Raw genomic sequence first — 15890 nt, forward strand, 5'->3', positions numbered from 1 at the left:
AATGAACTTTTCTGAAAATAAGCACTTATCACTAAAATCGGGAAACGAAAAATTCAATTTTGAAAAACAAAATCTTGATTTTTCTTTACTCGACTTTTGGCGTTGGAGCGTCTCTGATATTTTAAGCAATGCAACCCGGGGAATTTTAGCTGAATTTATAGTTGCTAAAGCTTTGGATGCTGACATCGCAAAAATTAGAAATGAATGGGATGCGTACGATTTAATTACGCCGAACGGTGTCAAAGTTGAAGTAAAATCCAGTGCTTATCTCCAGACCTGGGAACAAGCTAGATATTCAGAAATAAACTTTAGCATTCGTGCTGCAAAACCTTGGGATTGGTCAATCGATAAAAGATCAGAAATTGCAACGAGAAGTGCAGATGTTTATGTATTTAGCTTGCTCAATCATAAAGATAAAGCTACTGTTGATCCGCTAAATCTTGATCAATGGGAATTTTATGTTTTGTCAACAACTGATTTGAACAATTATCAAAGAAGTCAATATTCAATAACTTTGAATTCCCTCAAAAAACTTACTCGAACTTTGCAATTCAATGATATAAAAAATGAAGTCAATTTAAAATCTGGCGTCTAATTGGCACAGCGCACAACCGCGGTTTCACGCAATTGCTACTTTTCTTGTAAAATGTAATGCCTTTTTCCATAACTTCGTCTTGTCTCGCCGAGAGTACTCAGCTTCGAAAGCCGCAACTGACGTGAAGCCGCCGGACGTTGTGCGACATAGTGCCCAAACTGCGTGATAAAAAACAAATAAAATGAAATACTTTTTTCTCATATTTCTTTTTTCGAGCTTTATATGTAAAGCACAAACTTTTGAATTGATAAATCAACTGGAAAAGACAAATCAAGATTGCTTGGATAAAGGAATTGATATGTTGGCTTGTTCAAAAAACCATTACAAAATTCTAGACAGTTTAATGAATTCTGCCTACGAAAACTTAAAGCGGCAAGTCAAAGACATTAACCGTAAAGACTTAGATTACACGCAAAAAAGTTGGTTAAAAAAGCGCACTAAGCTTTTTGCTAATGCATATCTTGAAACGAAAAAAGAAGGGTTTGAAGAAGGAAGAAAAGATTTTGAAATGGCTTATATTGACAAAAAGAGTCAAATTATCATCACATATCTAAGACTAATGGTAAAATCAACTAAGTAACTACGTCGCACAACAGCGGTTTCACGCAATTGCTGCTTCCCTTGTAAAATGAACCACCTTTTTCCATAACTTCGTTCTGTCCAGCCGAGAATACTCAGTTCCAAAAGCCGCAACTGACGTGAAGCCGCCGGACGTTATGCGAAACCTTTGACAAACTTCCGTAATAATGAAACTAACTAAAAGCTTATTTTTTATTTTGATTTTGTTTATCACAGTTTCTTGTTTTGAGAAGAATTCAAATGAGGCGAACGAAGTTTTCGAATTGTGGTCAGGAAATTTGCCAAATGATATTGAAGTCAGAAATGGAAAATATTGGCGTTCATCTCATTTCACATATGAATATATCGTCTATTTGGATTTTCAAGCAACTGAAAATTGGATTGAGAAATTCAAAAAGCAAAATAGCTTAGAAATACAAAAATCCAAAACTGTAAATTTGCCAAGCGATGCGCCAATATGGTTTTTGCCAAAACCAGGATTCACATTTTATTGTCCAAAAGGTTTTAATTAAGGATCTATGTATTTTTTCAATGAACAAACCAACGAAGTTTTACTTTATGAGATTCAATTATAAGGCATCGCATAACAGCGGTTTCACGCAATTGCTCCTTTCCTTGTAAAATAAACCACCTTTTTCCATAACTTCGTTCTGTCCAGCCGAGAGTACTCAGCTCCGAAAGCCGCAACTGACGTGAAGCCGCCGGACGTTAGCAGAAATGCCTGAAAACGCGCCGAGAATCAATTAACAACATTTGCACATTTGTATGTTGATAACTAAGGTTTTCATTTGATTTACCATTTCATATATTTGAATTCTTGCAAACACTTAATTATCTATTTTATGACATATTCTTTCAAAGAAACAGAAATCAACTTTTTTATAAGCCATGAAAAAGATGTAATAGCAAATGCATCTGAAATGGCAATTTCGTTTAATAAAAAACCTAATGACTTTTTAAAACTAAAAGAAACGGAAAACTTTATTCAATTGCTTTTAGATAAATTGAATTCAGAAAATGAAATTGTCAGTTATAAACATTCTGACATAGTTTATTCCAAAGATGGCTCTACATACATGCATCGCAAACTTGCAATTAAATTTGCTTTTTGGCTTGATGACGAATTTGAAATTTGGTTCTTTGAAATCGTTGATGATATTCTCTTTGGAAATTATAAAAAGCATTGGGATGCACACGTTATTCAAAAATCTTCGCAATTCAAAATGCAAGAATTAAAAAAGAAATTACTACTTAAATCACCTACGAAAGAAGATGTTCATGCATATTTTAAAGCTGAAAAAGAATTTGTTAATGCTAGGATGGCAAAATTACGAGCAATAAAAGATCAATATAGCTTTGACCTTGATTTCGGTGAATAGAAAAGTTGGCACTTCTGCTAACAGCGGTTTCACGCAATTGCTGCTTCTCTTGTAAAATGTAACTGCTTTTTCCATAACTTCGTTCTGTCCAGCCGAGAGTACTCAGTTCCAAAAGCCGCAACTGACGTGAAGCCGCCGGACGTTACAAGCAATGCTAACAAAAATCGCGTAATTGGGATGCAAAAAACCGCAACTTTACTTGATCGAACTAAGGCTTCAACAATTGATATTTTGTTATTGATTTTAGCAGGCGCTTTTGCAACTCTTGCACTTAGCTATTTTGAGAATGTCCCAATTGGGGTGAGACAATCAATATTCATAGCATTGGTACTTTACGAACCAGTTTTTATAATTTTTGGAGGTACCGTTGGTGATCGATTAATGAATATTAGAGTGCGTAAAAGCGCAAACGAATCTAAAAATATAAACATTTTACAATCTTTAATTCGCTTTATTTTTAAGCTAACATTCGGTTGGTTTTCGTACATTTCAATATTCAAAAATCCTAGGAAAAGAACCCTTCATGATTTAATCTCAATGACATCAGTAGTAACAATTAAGCACAGCTTGTAACAGCGGTTTCACGCAATTGCTGCTTCCCTTGTAAAATGAACGACCTTTTTCCATAACTTCGTTTTGTCCAGCCGAGAATACTCAGTTCCAAATGCCGCAACTGACGTGAAGCCGCCGGACGTTATAGGCAAGCGCACTGAAACGCACAAAATGCTTTAAAGAAGTTTTAACTAAATTTTGAAAATTATGGATTCATTCGAGCAGTTTTTGAAATATAATTATTTTGAGACCAAAGATTTGTGCTTACATTTTTTGACTTTGGTAACAGCGGTTCTTGTTTTTTCATTAAACTTTGCAGAAAAAGTATTTAACTTTAAAGAAGCTTCCGGAAAAAGACGGTCAATTATAATTTCAGGATGGTGTTCTTTCATTTTCTCTATAATATTTTGCGGAGTTGGATTGGCTCTGAATAGTAGAGCTGGTGGTTATGCATTATCAAAGGAATTAAATCAGCTAAATTGTTATTCATTCTGGGCTTATATATTTATTTCCCTCTCAGGTTGCTTATTTATATTGGGGCTAATATTGACAATGGTTTCAGCTATAACAACAAGAGATGTCACTTTTAAACCTGAGAATTAATAGCCTGCCTATAACAGCGGTTTCACGCAATTGCTGCTCCTCTTGTAAAATGAACCACCTTTTTTCATAACTTCGTTTTGTCCGCGCCGAGAATACTCAGTTCCAAAAGCCGCAACTGACGTGAAGCCGCCGGACGTTAGCTACAATTTTAATGAAGATTATGACTTACACGGAAATTTCGAGAATCGTCAAACAAAACTATTTGTCTAAACTTGAAAATTTTAAAATTGAAAAATTTGAAGATTTAGAAAAATTGCATAATGAGTTAATAAACATAAGAACTGATTTGCATTTTCAATATGGGTTTGACGTTCAGCCGCATTACCGTGGAGAACAATTATATGGACGCGATATTTTGCCTGGAATCTTTCGTCCTCCATTTTCTAATGATGTTATTTTAGAAAATGCGAGAGCTATTGAAACAAATGGCGTGAATATATTCAAAGAAAGAGTTATCAAAAAATACGGCGAAAAGATGCTTTTTAACCTTACTGCCGATACAGAACATTCTGAAAATTGGAATCTGTTATTTCAAGCCCAACATGCTGGAGTAAAAACTAATCTAATCGATTTATCAACATCGGTACATCATTCTGCATTTTTTGCTTGTGAACCTTCTGACAAACACGATGAAAAAGATGCTCAGCTATGGTGCTTACTCGTTCCATCGGAATTCATTTATGGGTATAGTACAAAGTATGACAAACCATGTTATACAATTCTAAACCCATTTGATTTGCAGGAATCATTTATATGTAATGTCCCTACTTTTATGGATAACATTGATGAGAGAACTTATCAATTTAGATTATTTAGGCAGCATGGAAGACTTTTCACTTCTTCTAATAAAGATTTAAATATTCCTTTAAATAAAAAAGAGTTCTGGGAAAACATGATAATTCGAGTAAAAATTTCTCCTGAGATTAAAAAAGTCATTTTTAAACAACTCACAGATTCCGGAATAAGTCATAATAAACTAATACTAGAAGATGATGAAGAAGCTGAAAATTTTATCCAATTGATTAATGAAGACATGAGAAAACTGTAGCTAACAGCGGTTCCCCGCAATTGCTACCTTCCGTGTAAAATGAAACCGCTTTTTCCATAACTTCGTTTTCTCCGCGCCGAGAATACTCAGTTCCAGATGTCGCAACTGACGCGGAGCCGCCGGACGTTGTGTGCAATTGTAAAAAACCGTGCCAAATTGAACGAATCCATATATTACGTTGATAAAGATATTCTCGATTTAATCGAAATAAACTTTGAATTCGTGGAAGCAAAATCTTGGTATAAACTTTATCAAAACAAAACTGATAAAAGTTTTTGGCGACTTGATATCTGGGACAAATATCAAACACAGTTTTTCTTAAAATTGGAGACAATATTTGACTGGGAAAACTTTGATGCGCGTGAATTAGAAATTAATTTATTGAAAAAGACACGTGGAGTTACTGAAGAAAAATGTAAATGGCAAAACTGTCAGAACAAAGCTTTAAATAATTTAGTTTTTTGCGAGAAACATGCTTACAAAGAAATGGGAATACGAAAGTAAAAACAACAACTGCACACAACAGCGGTTTCACGCAATTGCTGCTTCTCGTGTAAAATGTAACCGCTTTTTCCATAACTTCGTTCAGTCCAGCCGAGAATACTCAGTTCCAAAAGCCGCAACTGACGTGAAGCCGCCGGACGTTAGCAGTAATACTAAAAAATATTTCAGTAATGAATATCTTTCGAATCACATTGATTATTGTCTTAACGACAATTTCATTTCAAAATGTAAATGCACAAGCCTCTTATTCAGTTGTTCTTGCTTTTCAACTTTTAGACGAAAACGGTGAAAGGGTTGACTTTGAAACATTTTGCAAAGAGTACGAAATAGCAAATACTTTCGGTAATAACATTAAAGTGTGCGATGAAACTGCCAACCAATCATTTGTCACTTTTGATAAAAAAACAAATTATTTTGTACTCGAAATACACACTATCGGCCCTCGTTTCTCGTTTGCATTATATCACAATAACAAAGTAATGACCATTTTTATCCCTTTTACTGCCCAAGGTACGCAAAACGCTTTACGATTTTTACAATTCGATGAAGGTGATTACGTAGTTGACTTGATTAGAACAAAGGAAACCATAAAATTCGATCGTTATGTGGCACCGATTCAAGTCGTTAAAGAAAATAATTGGATCAAGCAACGACACAAGTTTCTTATGAGTGAATATAAAGGCCAAGAGGATATTTACAGGAATAAATTGAAAGGAAACTAAAGTACTACTGCTAACAGCGGTTTCACGCAATTACTCATCCCGTTGTAAAATGAACCGCCTTTTCCATAACCTCGTTCTGTCCAGCCGAGAGTACTCAGTTCCAAAAGCCGCAACTGACGTGAAGCCGCCGGACGTTGTGCGACATAGTGCCCAAACTGCGTGATAAAAAACAAATAAAATGAAATACTTTTTTCTCATATTTCTTTTTTCGAGCTTTATATGTAAAGCACAAACTTTTGAATTGATAAATCAACTGGAAAAGACAAATCAAGATTGCTTGGATAAAGGAATTGATATGTTGGCTTGTTCAAAAAACCATTACAAAATTCTAGACAGTTTAATGAATTCTGCTTATAAAAACTTAAAGCGGCAAGTCAAAGACATTAACCGTAAAGACTTAGATTATACACAAAAAAGTTGGTTAAAAAAGCACACTAAGCTTTTTGCTAATGCATATATTGAAACGAAAAAAGAAGGGTTTGAAGAAGGAACAAAAGATTTTGAAATGGCTTATACTGACAAAAAGAGTCAAATTATCATCACATATCTAAGACTAATGGTAAAATCAACTAAGTAACTACGTCGCACAACAGCGGTTTCACGCAATTGCTGCTTCCCTTGTAAAATGAACCACCTTTTTCCATAACTTCGTTCTGTCCAGCCGAGAGTACTCAGCTTCGAAATCCGCAACTGACGTGAAGCCGCCGGACGTTACATGTGGTCGCTCCGCTCTCCGAATGAACGTATGTCGTTTGTTGAGAAGTCCGGCTTGTGTTTGAGTAAATTTTACCTCTCTCACTATTTTTCACGGCTCAACTTTGTGGCTACGTTGTGTTAGAGTAGCCGGGAAAATTGTCATTCTTGTTTGCGATTCTTGTTGCCGAGAGTTCTCTGCGAGACTTAATCGGGACTTAAGTATTGCGCAAAAGGCGTGCGTTGAAATCTAACTTAGAAAAAGTGCGTGTGAACTGGAGAATTTAAAAAATGTAATGGAGTGGAGTTTCTCTGTGGTTATTTTGTGTGATTTTGCGAATGTGTCGCGACCCATGTAACAGCGGTTTCACGCAATTGCTACTTCCCTGGTAAAAGGTAACACCTTTTTCCATAACTTCGTTCAGTCCAGCCGAGAGTACTCGGTTCCAAAGCCGCAACTGACGTGAAGCCGCCGGACGTTGTGTGCAAGTTTTGACCAAACCTGAAATCAATGACGTATAATTGGAATGATATTAAATGGATATTTGAACCTGATGGAGCATTGCGTGACATATATATTACGAACGTTAATGTTGATGACTGGAAAAATCTTATAGATCTTTTAAATAACGAATTTGTCATCAGGTTTGGGGTTACACAGCATAATTTTCAATTAAATAAAATCGATAAAAATTATGCTTTACAATACCTTACTTCCAGGACAGACCAAATGGAAAGCAAAACAATTTCAATTATACTTGATGATATTGTAATTAATTGTCATTTATTTTCTGATTCGGAAATTGAATTTGATATAGATCCAACCGAAATTAAATCTGAAACAGAACTCAATAAGATCATAGCATTTATGAAATCGATCAGCAAGCAGCTAAGAAAGCCAATATTTCTAACTGGTGAAAATGATCAAGAATTTCCATTGATAACTATTGATGAAGTATCGAATGTTGCGCATTTTTTGACAAAGGCTGAAGCAGTAAAAAAATGGAAGACGTAAAATTAAACCTGCACACAACAGCGGCTTCACGCAATTGCTGCTACCCTTGTAAAATGAATCTCCTTTTTCCATAACTTCGTTCTGTCCAGCCGAGAGTACTCAGTTTCGAAAGCCGCAACTGACGTGAAGCCGCCGGACGTTAACTGCCATTTAATGACAAACTATGGGGAATGTAATCTTTAATAAAATTCTTGAAGAAAAGATTGAATTCTTCAAATTCGCTTTTCAACAAACTTCTAAAGATATTTTTTTTGATGAAGATTCAAAGAAATTAATTCATCCTGGAGAATTTGGTACTTACCGAGAAGCAATCTGTAAAGATTTTCTAAGATTTTTTATTCCAATGCGACTTGATATTAGCACTGGTTTTTTAATAGTCGACTCTGGAAATGTTAGTAAACAGTGTGATTTAATAGTTTATGATCGCAATAACACACCATTAATAGAGAACGCTGAAAGGCAACGTTTCTTTCCGGTTGAAACGGTTTGCGCGATTGGAGAAATAAAATCAGATTTAAGTAAAAATAACTTTAAAGAGGCATTAAATAAGTTAGCTCGAAATAAACGTATCAAAGAAGGTATGTCACACCCCACGGTTTTAAAAAGAGACCATCCTGGAAAATTTACTCCAAATGTATATCCTTATGATAATATTTTCTCTTTTCTGATTTGTAATAAATTAGATTTTAAATTGGATAACATCTGTGACGAAATTGACTCATTATATGAAGATGATATATTGCAAAACCAAAAGCATAACTTAATCCTAAGCATTAACGACGGAGTTCTGCTTTACAGAGATGATAATGATAAAAGTATGATGTATTCGCACATGGGTCTGAAACCATTAAAAAATTCATTTATAACGCCCGATAAAAACGTCAATTGTCATTTTTTCTATGCCTGTTCTTATATATTCATGGGAACAACATCCGCTAGTATTTATTATCCAGAAATAAGTGATTATATAGGAGATAGTTTTAGTGGCGGTTTACAATTTAACCAAACAAAATAAACGGCAGTTAACAGCGGTTTCACGCAATTGCTGCTTCCCATGTAAAATGAACCACCTTTTTCCATAACTTCGTTCTGTCCACGCCGAGAATACTCAGTTCCAAAAGCAGCAACTGACGTGAAGCCGCCGGACGTTACCTGCAATATTACAAGACGTTATGACCACACAAGAAGAAATTGAAAAAGTACATGGGCAAGGAACTCATGTTGTTATTTTAGGAGCTGGAGCATCTTATGCTTCAACACTATTTACCCCCGAAAAAAATGGTAAACGGCTTCCTTTAATGAAAAATATAATCGATGTAGTTGGTCTAAATTATGTCATAAACACACTTCCTAAAGAATATATTTCATTAAAAGAAGATTTTGAGTCTTTATATAGTAAGTTGTCAAATTCGGCAGAATTCGCACACGAAAAATACTTGATTGAAGAAGGAATATATAATTATTTTAAAGAGCTTGAATTACCCGATGAACCAACAATTTACGATTATTTGGTTTTAGCTTTGAGACGTAATAAAGATGTTATTGCAACTTTCAACTGGGATCCATTTCTATATAAAGCATATTTGAGAAACGGCGAATTTGTGAAAAGTCCTGGAATTCTTTTCCTCCATGGATGTGTTTCAATCGGCTATGATAAAATAGATGGATCATCTGGTCCGGCTGGTTGGACATCAAAAAAAACTCTACGAGATTTCGAACCAACCGAATTACTTTACCCCGTTGAAAAAAAAGATTATAATAGTGATCCTTACATCAAAGGTCAATGGGATGCACTTTCTGAAGAATTAAAAATTGCAGAGAGAGTAACAGTATTCGGATATTCGGCACCAGTAAGTGATGTTGAAGCAATTGAACTATTACAAAAAGCTTGGGGAAATGTTAAACAAAGAGCAATGTAAGAATTCGAACTCATTGATATACGTGAGGAAGATGAAGTTAAAAAATCTTGGAATACATTTATACATTCACATCATTATCATTATAGTAAAGATTATTTCGATTCATCATTAGCTTTACATCCCCGAAGAAGTGTAGAAAGTTATAGGCATTGGGCATTACCATTAACTCCAAACGACATGTTTCAGGATTGCAACAAAATTCCAAACAACTTCAAAACGTTAGAAGAACTTTGGAAATGGCACGAACCGTTAATTGAAGCTGAAAAAAAATTTTATGGTGAATAAGTAGATACTGCAGGTAACAGCGGTTTCACGCAATTGCTGCTTCCCTTGTAAAATGAACCACCTTTTTCCATAACTTCGTTTTGTCCAGCCGAGAGTACTCAGCTTCGAAAGCCGCAACTGACGTGAAGCCGCCGGACGTTAACTGCAACCAGCATGCGTGAACTTAAGCATCTTGACATCAACAAAAGTATCGAAGCAAAAAAACTAATTTTCTCGGAAAGTTGGTTTGACAAATTTGATAGAGTTTTTATATACTTCATACATGGCGTTTTGTCTATTTGTCCTTTTTTGATATATTTCGATCCTTACAAATCCAAAACTACTGGACTCGAGTATTACCTTATTTTTATACTTAGTGTCTTTGGAATTTACTCGATTTATAAAAAAGCAACCGAGAAAAACTTGACAGAAATAGTTGGATCGGCGGACATAACATATAATAAAGAGTTATTGATGAAATATTGTGCCAAAAGAGGTTTTGACCTTTACCGTGATTCTAAAAAGCTGATAATTTACAATTCCAACCATACTTTTGGATTCGGTTCTGACAATAATACGAGTAGAATCATATTTTTTGATAAAGATAAATTATTGGTAACCGTGATAAAAGATGGTTTCAGAGCAAATCCACCCATTTTATTTTCGGATACTCTTTTTAAACGAGAAATTAAAAACCTTTTCAAAATCACTGGCAGCAGTTAACAGCGGTTTCACGCAATTGCTACTTCCCTTGTAAAATAAACGACCTTTTTCCATAACTTCGTCCTGTCCAGCCGAGAGTACTCAGTTCCAAAAGCCGCAACTGACGTGAAGCCGCCGGACGTTATGCACAATTATATATGACGAAATTCCTAATCATCCCGTTTTTTTTAACTTGCATAAGCTATTCTCAACGAATAAGTTACACGCTGTATTTAAATGACCAGTGTGAAAATGAGATAAAACTTGCTGAAATTTATTGGCTTGAAAAAGATTCAGTTACATACCATTCTTTTTCAGGGGAACCTATTACAGTGCCTCAATTTGGCATTTACAAACTAATTGCTCCAGAATTAGATGAAGAATTCGAAATAAATGTTAAAGAAAACACAAACTCTGATACTTTAAATTTACCTTCAATTAAATCATTTGTTCATCAATTAAATGGCTCTTTCAAAAAAGGAATAAGTGAGTCGGCGATGCGTGAATTAAGATTAAAAATGTCAGCGCAATATTTTGAGTGCGGTATTACTTGTAACGGAAATAAAGTCAGCAAATATTCAAACGGGAAAATTCGCTTTATTGGAACATTTGAAAACGGTTTCCCTATTGGAGAATTTAAAACGTATTATCAAAATGGAAATATTAAAGAAGTTAGTTTTTACGAAGCAGATGCTTTAATAAAATCTCTAAAACTATACGACCTCAATGGAAATTTAATCCAGCAATAACTGTGCATAACAGCGGTTTCACGCAATTGCTGCTTTCCTTGTAAAATGAACTTCTTTTTTCCATAACTTCGTTTAGTCTCGCCGAGAATACTCAGTTCCAAATGCCGCAACTGACGTGAAGCCGCCGGACGTTAACGGCAACCGTGAACCAAAATCCCGCAAAAACAATATGGATATTGAAGATAAAATAGTTTTTCAAATTTTCGATTCTGGTAATTTTATTAGTCTAGAACCAATCAGCTATAATCACTACAATTCTGAAATGGATTGGGATAAGAACTGGATTAAAACAAAAGTAGATATTAAAGCTGGGAATTTCTTTGGCAATTACATTGCAGAATTTATGACTGTAGATTTCGTAAACTTTGAAAATCAGTTTACAGCTTTATATGAAAATCTAAATGGCGTAGCTAACTTTAATGACTTAGAAGGTTACGTAGATTTAGAAATAGTTGGAGATGGAATTGGACACTTTGAAGTTTCGATATCAGCTAGTGACAAACCTGGTTATAAAAGTTCAAGTTTAGAATTTTCTCTTGATTTTGATCAAACACAAATACGAGAAATGGCATTTCAGCTTAAAAAAATAATAAACAAATTTCCTAAAATCGGGAATCTTAGTTGAAATAACGGCAGCCGTTAACAGCGGTTTCACGCAATTGCTGCTTCCCTTGTAAAATGAATCACCTTTTTCCATAACTTCGTTTTGTCCAGCCGAGAATACTCAGTTCCAGAAGCCGCAACTGACGTGAAGCCGCCGGACGTTATGGGCAATAACTAAAAAACGTATAAACTTAACTATATGGCTATTATTAAAATTGACGGGAAACCGTTGGAAAAGCTTATTGAAGTAATTAGTATTGGTATAGGAAAATTATATCGACCCAAAGAGATTAGAAAAATTGCAGATGCAGAAGCTTACAAAATCGAAGTGATAGAAAAAGCTATAGCAAAATCAAAGGTCAATTCGCTTGAAATTGATTTTGAATATAAACAAAAAATTGACAGCAGAATTTACCATATTGAAGCTAAACGACAATTAAATATTGAAAACATTACATACAAAGTTGCAGAACAACTTCAAAATGAAACACACGTATCTGAGGAAAATTTAGATGATGATTGGATAAGTAGATTTTTTGATACAGTACAAGATATTTCGAACGACGATATGCAAATTCTATGGAGCAGAATTCTTTATGGAGAGATTAAGCGACCAAAATCATTTTCACTACGAACTTTGGAGTTTTTAAAAAACCTATCTCAAGACGACGCCAAATTATTAAAAAAAATTTCAAAATTTTGTTTATCAGCTTCTAATGATAATAATTTTATCCTTTATAATCCATGTCATCAATTATACACGGACAAATGGGATTTTACATACCGGGAATTCTTATATTTGACCGAGTTAGGAATTCTTAGCCCACACGAGGCTTCTTATATTATTGCAGATAAAGTCATGGGTAGTGAAATTGGATTCGGACATGGAAATAAGGCTATAATTTTTAAGTCAGAAATTGATGGTCTCTATTTTGGAATTAATGCAACTCCGTTTACAAAATTAGGAAACGAACTTTTGAGACTTATTGAAAAAGAGGTAACAGAGGATTATTTACATGAATTTATAAGGATTGCTTTAAAAAATAAACAAAATGTGACTGTTACCCTTGGAATTGAAGTTGGAGAAGATAATGGTGAGAAATTATATGACAATTTTCAACCCTTCAAATTATAAATAGTTGTTACTGCCCATAACAGCGGTTTCACGCAATTGCTACTTCCCTTGTAAAATGAAACATTTTTTTCCATAACTTCGTTTTGTCCAGCCGAGAATACTCAGTTCCAAAAGCCGCAACTGACGTGAAGCCGCCGGACGTTACAGGCAATAGCTCCGCGCGTCCGAAGGAACGATTTCCCTAAACTGAAAGGTTCGGCTTGGGTAAAAAAGAATTAGTCTCTCGCCTATTTTCCTTGAAATAAACTTTCTTGATTTCCTTTGTCGTCGTAACCGGAAATATTGTTATTTTATTTTTCGCATCTCCTCGCCGAGAATTCTCTGCTAAACGCAATCAGGGGCAATCGCTGCGGATATTCTTGGCCGATTTTCTTTGCGTTCAAAGTGCAACCAAAACTTGTTGCGTTGAATTGCAAATACTTAACTTTCAAGAATATTAAAAACTGAATCAGAATTTCTTTGTGGCAACTTTGTGTGATTTTGCAACTGTGTCGCTACAGCCTGTAACAGCGGTTTCACGCAATTGCTGCGACCTTTGTAAAATGAACCACCTTTTTTCATAACTTCGTTTTGTCCAGCCGAGAGTACTCAGTTCCAAATGCCGCAACTGACGTGAAGCCGCCGGACGTTATGCACAATAGCTTTGCGACCGCACATGAATGAAAAATTTGAGTTAATTCGTAAAAATTTGCCGATTATTATAATCGTACCTGCACTATTAGGTGGATATTGGCAACTGTCACAAATTATTAAAATAGCTCCTATTTTTCTTCGTTTCTTTTCAGTATCGCAAATGGTTGCAGATGGACTACTTTTTGGAGTTGTTATAATGTTGGCAATAATTATACCTTATCTCATAGCAAATTATATTTGGAAATTTATTGGCAAGTTATCTTTATATTGGATTTATTTTACCAGTTTGTTACTAAATTTAATAATGCTGTTTTGCTTAATTTATAATCAGTTTATATCAAATAAATTCGTCGTCTATATCGTAATATTTTCAGGTATAGTTTTTTCATTCAACTTTTTAGATTTGAACAGGAAAAAAGAACCAATTGAAAGCGATGGAAAGTATGGCAAGATGTTTGGAAAATTTACAATTGCTGTTACTTTACCTTTTCTGCTTTCCTCTTGTCAGCAACTCTTGTGGGAATTCAATAAATCATCCAATAAAATTAGAAATTTCGACATCATTGAGAAAAAAGCCCAAAAAACCGATGCACGAGCGAAAATCGTTTATTTCAATGATAAATACATATTTATAGATATTGATAGTTTATCTACTGTAAAAAAATATCTTATCCAAGACTCGGACGAATTAACAAAAATCGACGAATAGTTGCTACTGTGCATAACAGCGGTTTCACGCAATTGCTACTTTCCTTGTAAAATGAACTTCTTTTTTCCATAACTTCGTTTGGTCCAGCCGAGAATACTCAGTTCCAAATGCCGCAACTGACGTGAAGCCGCCGGACGTTAGCAGACATTTTGTTAGTCACGAGAGCGATTTGCGTAACATATTTTGACATGAAAATTATTAAAAAAGCAAAGCCCATATTTCTTAAAATATTTAGGGTTAATTCTCCAAAAGAAGAACTCAATAAATTTGCAGAGATTAGACGAAATATTTTGATAAAAAAAATGCGTTCAAATTCGATTGCAATCGTAACCAATCAAATTGATATATACACAGGTTGTACAAAAATGGCTTACTTTATCTCAGCAATTGAAAGAATTTATTATCTCGAAAATATTGATCTCGAAGTTTTTGAAGTGTTCATTAGCGCTTTTAATAAATATCCAATTTGGGATGAAAGAAATTACTATAATAAAGAATATCTAGCTAAACTTGACGTGGAACTAAATTCTATTCATGATCAATACAAACAATCAATACTAGAAAAATGTAATGAAATTATTGAGAAATTTGAGTACATTAAAAACGTCTGCTAACAGCGGTTTCACGCAATTGCTGCTTCCTTTGTAAAGTGAACCACCTTTTTCCATAACTTCGTTCTGTCCAGCCGAGAGTACTCAGTTCCAAAAGCCGCAACTGACGTGAAGCCGCCGGACGTTAGCAACAATTTTAGCATGACGAAATCTAGAATAATATCGTATATATCAGTTGGTATTCTTTTAATAAGTTGTTCTGCAAGAAAAGTAGATTTATCTTTCATGCCGAAATCTTTAATCGAATTCTATTTCCCACAACTAAGTGCTGACTTTGTGAAAAAACAAGAAGATTGTATTTCACAAAAAAGATTTCCATGCGATTTTCCTGAACCAAACGATTCTTTGAACGACTTTGTCAATACTTGGTACTCTAAACATCTGAAAAGTTTGAAGGAACCAATAATTTATAATTCAACGCAAAACTCTACTGAAACAGTTCGGTTTACTCATTTAGGCACTTGGAGTAATCCAAGATTTTACAGAATTGAGAAAAGTCCATCAGGCCTTAGAGGTTACTATGGGAAAACAAATGGACTTGGTGGCTACGATGCTGGAAAAAGAATTGAGTACAAGGAAAAAATTTTACCTGACGAAAATTGGAATCAAATTTTAAACCAAATTAAAATTGCAAATTTTTGGAACATTCAAACTCAAGATCCAAATATGATATTGGATGGCGAAGAATGGATTTTGGAAATTTTAATTGATGGAAGATATCATGTTGTAAGCAGAAATAGCCCAGGAAATTACGGCGGAGAAGAATACGCAAAATTGTGCAATCTGGTGATGACCTTAGTGAAAAAATAAAAACTGTTGCTAACAGCGGTTTCACGCAATTGCTGCTTTTCGTGTAAAATGAACCATCTTTTTCC

At 34.6% G+C, this 15890-nt stretch carries 20 protein-coding genes; all 20 read left to right on the forward strand.

The window, feature by feature from the left end:
* Position 1 precedes the first annotated feature (1 nt).
* The 20 genes from HYN49_RS13605 (at position 2) to HYN49_RS13700 (ending at position 15825) form a co-directional block, all read left to right on the forward strand.
* Positions 2-595: a hypothetical protein gene (locus HYN49_RS13605; protein WP_108904628.1), complete on the forward strand. Its 594-nt coding sequence runs from the start codon at positions 2-4 to the stop codon at positions 593-595.
* Positions 596-776: 181 nt separating this feature from the next.
* Entirely contained in the window at positions 777-1175 is a 399-nt protein-coding gene (locus HYN49_RS13610) for a lysozyme inhibitor LprI family protein (RefSeq protein ID WP_108904629.1), read from the forward strand.
* 166 nt (positions 1176-1341) lie between these two features.
* Positions 1342-1686: a hypothetical protein gene (locus HYN49_RS13615; RefSeq protein ID WP_108904630.1), complete on the forward strand. Its 345-nt coding sequence runs from the start codon at positions 1342-1344 to the stop codon at positions 1684-1686.
* A gap of 330 nt (positions 1687-2016) precedes the next feature.
* Positions 2017-2553, forward strand: a complete 537-nt coding sequence (locus HYN49_RS13620; protein WP_108904631.1) for a KilA-N domain-containing protein — start codon at positions 2017-2019, stop codon at positions 2551-2553.
* 177 nt (positions 2554-2730) lie between these two features.
* Positions 2731-3126 (forward strand): RDD family protein, encoded by a 396-nt coding sequence (locus HYN49_RS13625; RefSeq protein ID WP_108904632.1) that lies wholly within the window; start codon positions 2731-2733, stop codon positions 3124-3126.
* Between the two features lie 186 nt (positions 3127-3312).
* A complete protein-coding gene (locus HYN49_RS15100) occupies positions 3313-3708 on the forward strand; it encodes a hypothetical protein (RefSeq protein ID WP_146185114.1) in 396 nt (131 codons plus the stop codon).
* A 202-nt stretch (positions 3709-3910) separates the two neighbouring features.
* Positions 3911-4756: an FRG domain-containing protein gene (locus HYN49_RS13630; protein ID WP_181368969.1), complete on the forward strand. Its 846-nt coding sequence runs from the start codon at positions 3911-3913 to the stop codon at positions 4754-4756.
* Positions 4757-4912: 156 nt separating this feature from the next.
* On the forward strand, positions 4913-5260 hold the full coding sequence (locus tag HYN49_RS13635; protein WP_146185115.1) for a hypothetical protein: 348 nt from the start codon (positions 4913-4915) through the stop codon (positions 5258-5260).
* A gap of 170 nt (positions 5261-5430) precedes the next feature.
* Positions 5431-5982, forward strand: a complete 552-nt coding sequence (locus HYN49_RS13640) for a hypothetical protein (RefSeq protein WP_108904620.1) — start codon at positions 5431-5433, stop codon at positions 5980-5982.
* A gap of 178 nt (positions 5983-6160) precedes the next feature.
* Positions 6161-6559 (forward strand): lysozyme inhibitor LprI family protein, encoded by a 399-nt coding sequence (locus HYN49_RS13645; protein WP_108904635.1) that lies wholly within the window; start codon positions 6161-6163, stop codon positions 6557-6559.
* Positions 6560-7186: 627 nt separating this feature from the next.
* Complete coding sequence (locus tag HYN49_RS13650; RefSeq protein WP_108904636.1) at positions 7187-7690, forward strand: hypothetical protein; 504 nt, start codon at positions 7187-7189, stop codon at positions 7688-7690.
* 163 nt (positions 7691-7853) lie between these two features.
* Positions 7854-8705, forward strand: a complete 852-nt coding sequence (locus HYN49_RS13655; protein ID WP_108904637.1) for a DUF6602 domain-containing protein — start codon at positions 7854-7856, stop codon at positions 8703-8705.
* A 157-nt stretch (positions 8706-8862) separates the two neighbouring features.
* Complete coding sequence (locus HYN49_RS13660) at positions 8863-9609, forward strand: SIR2 family protein (protein WP_108904638.1); 747 nt, start codon at positions 8863-8865, stop codon at positions 9607-9609.
* Positions 9610-10047: 438 nt separating this feature from the next.
* Positions 10048-10596 carry a hypothetical protein gene (locus HYN49_RS13665; RefSeq protein WP_146185116.1) on the forward strand — a complete coding sequence of 183 codons (549 nt, stop codon included), beginning with the start codon at positions 10048-10050 and terminating at the stop codon, positions 10594-10596.
* 137 nt (positions 10597-10733) lie between these two features.
* Positions 10734-11324 carry a toxin-antitoxin system YwqK family antitoxin gene (locus HYN49_RS13670; protein ID WP_108904640.1) on the forward strand — a complete coding sequence of 197 codons (591 nt, stop codon included), beginning with the start codon at positions 10734-10736 and terminating at the stop codon, positions 11322-11324.
* Between the two features lie 169 nt (positions 11325-11493).
* Entirely contained in the window at positions 11494-11949 is a 456-nt protein-coding gene (locus tag HYN49_RS13675; RefSeq protein ID WP_108904641.1) for a WapI family immunity protein, read from the forward strand.
* A 177-nt stretch (positions 11950-12126) separates the two neighbouring features.
* The gene (locus tag HYN49_RS13680; RefSeq protein WP_108904642.1) at positions 12127-13062 is read left to right on the forward strand and encodes a DUF2806 domain-containing protein; all 936 of its coding nucleotides are present in this window, start codon (positions 12127-12129) and stop codon (positions 13060-13062) included.
* 655 nt (positions 13063-13717) lie between these two features.
* Positions 13718-14404: a hypothetical protein gene (locus HYN49_RS13685; protein WP_108904643.1), complete on the forward strand. Its 687-nt coding sequence runs from the start codon at positions 13718-13720 to the stop codon at positions 14402-14404.
* A gap of 188 nt (positions 14405-14592) precedes the next feature.
* Positions 14593-15018 carry a hypothetical protein gene (locus HYN49_RS13690; protein ID WP_108904605.1) on the forward strand — a complete coding sequence of 142 codons (426 nt, stop codon included), beginning with the start codon at positions 14593-14595 and terminating at the stop codon, positions 15016-15018.
* 138 nt (positions 15019-15156) lie between these two features.
* Positions 15157-15825, forward strand: coding sequence for a hypothetical protein (locus tag HYN49_RS13700; protein WP_146185117.1), 669 nt, complete (start codon positions 15157-15159; stop codon positions 15823-15825).
* The last annotated feature ends 65 nt before the right edge of the window (positions 15826-15890 follow it).

It is taken from the genome of Flavobacterium pallidum (assembly GCF_003097535.1).
Classification (GTDB): Bacteria; Bacteroidota; Bacteroidia; order Flavobacteriales; family Flavobacteriaceae; genus Flavobacterium; species Flavobacterium pallidum.

Coding starts and splice junctions, on each gene's coding strand:
- HYN49_RS13700 (WP_146185117.1), top strand. CDS start 15,157: ATGACGAAATCTAGAATAATATCGTATATATCAGTTGGTATTCTTTTA.
- HYN49_RS13675 (WP_108904641.1), top strand. CDS start 11,494: ATGGATATTGAAGATAAAATAGTTTTTCAAATTTTCGATTCTGGTAAT.
- HYN49_RS13650 (WP_108904636.1), top strand. CDS start 7,187: ATGACGTATAATTGGAATGATATTAAATGGATATTTGAACCTGATGGA.
- HYN49_RS13620 (WP_108904631.1), top strand. CDS start 2,017: ATGACATATTCTTTCAAAGAAACAGAAATCAACTTTTTTATAAGCCAT.
- HYN49_RS13660 (WP_108904638.1), top strand. CDS start 8,863: ATGACCACACAAGAAGAAATTGAAAAAGTACATGGGCAAGGAACTCAT.
- HYN49_RS13615 (WP_108904630.1), top strand. CDS start 1,342: ATGAAACTAACTAAAAGCTTATTTTTTATTTTGATTTTGTTTATCACA.
- HYN49_RS13625 (WP_108904632.1), top strand. CDS start 2,731: ATGCAAAAAACCGCAACTTTACTTGATCGAACTAAGGCTTCAACAATT.
- HYN49_RS13685 (WP_108904643.1), top strand. CDS start 13,718: ATGAATGAAAAATTTGAGTTAATTCGTAAAAATTTGCCGATTATTATA.
- HYN49_RS13610 (WP_108904629.1), top strand. CDS start 777: ATGAAATACTTTTTTCTCATATTTCTTTTTTCGAGCTTTATATGTAAA.
- HYN49_RS13655 (WP_108904637.1), top strand. CDS start 7,854: ATGGGGAATGTAATCTTTAATAAAATTCTTGAAGAAAAGATTGAATTC.
- HYN49_RS13690 (WP_108904605.1), top strand. CDS start 14,593: ATGAAAATTATTAAAAAAGCAAAGCCCATATTTCTTAAAATATTTAGG.
- HYN49_RS13680 (WP_108904642.1), top strand. CDS start 12,127: ATGGCTATTATTAAAATTGACGGGAAACCGTTGGAAAAGCTTATTGAA.
- HYN49_RS15100 (WP_146185114.1), top strand. CDS start 3,313: ATGGATTCATTCGAGCAGTTTTTGAAATATAATTATTTTGAGACCAAA.
- HYN49_RS13640 (WP_108904620.1), top strand. CDS start 5,431: ATGAATATCTTTCGAATCACATTGATTATTGTCTTAACGACAATTTCA.
- HYN49_RS13665 (WP_146185116.1), top strand. CDS start 10,048: ATGCGTGAACTTAAGCATCTTGACATCAACAAAAGTATCGAAGCAAAA.
- HYN49_RS13645 (WP_108904635.1), top strand. CDS start 6,161: ATGAAATACTTTTTTCTCATATTTCTTTTTTCGAGCTTTATATGTAAA.
- HYN49_RS13670 (WP_108904640.1), top strand. CDS start 10,734: ATGACGAAATTCCTAATCATCCCGTTTTTTTTAACTTGCATAAGCTAT.
- HYN49_RS13605 (WP_108904628.1), top strand. CDS start 2: ATGAACTTTTCTGAAAATAAGCACTTATCACTAAAATCGGGAAACGAA.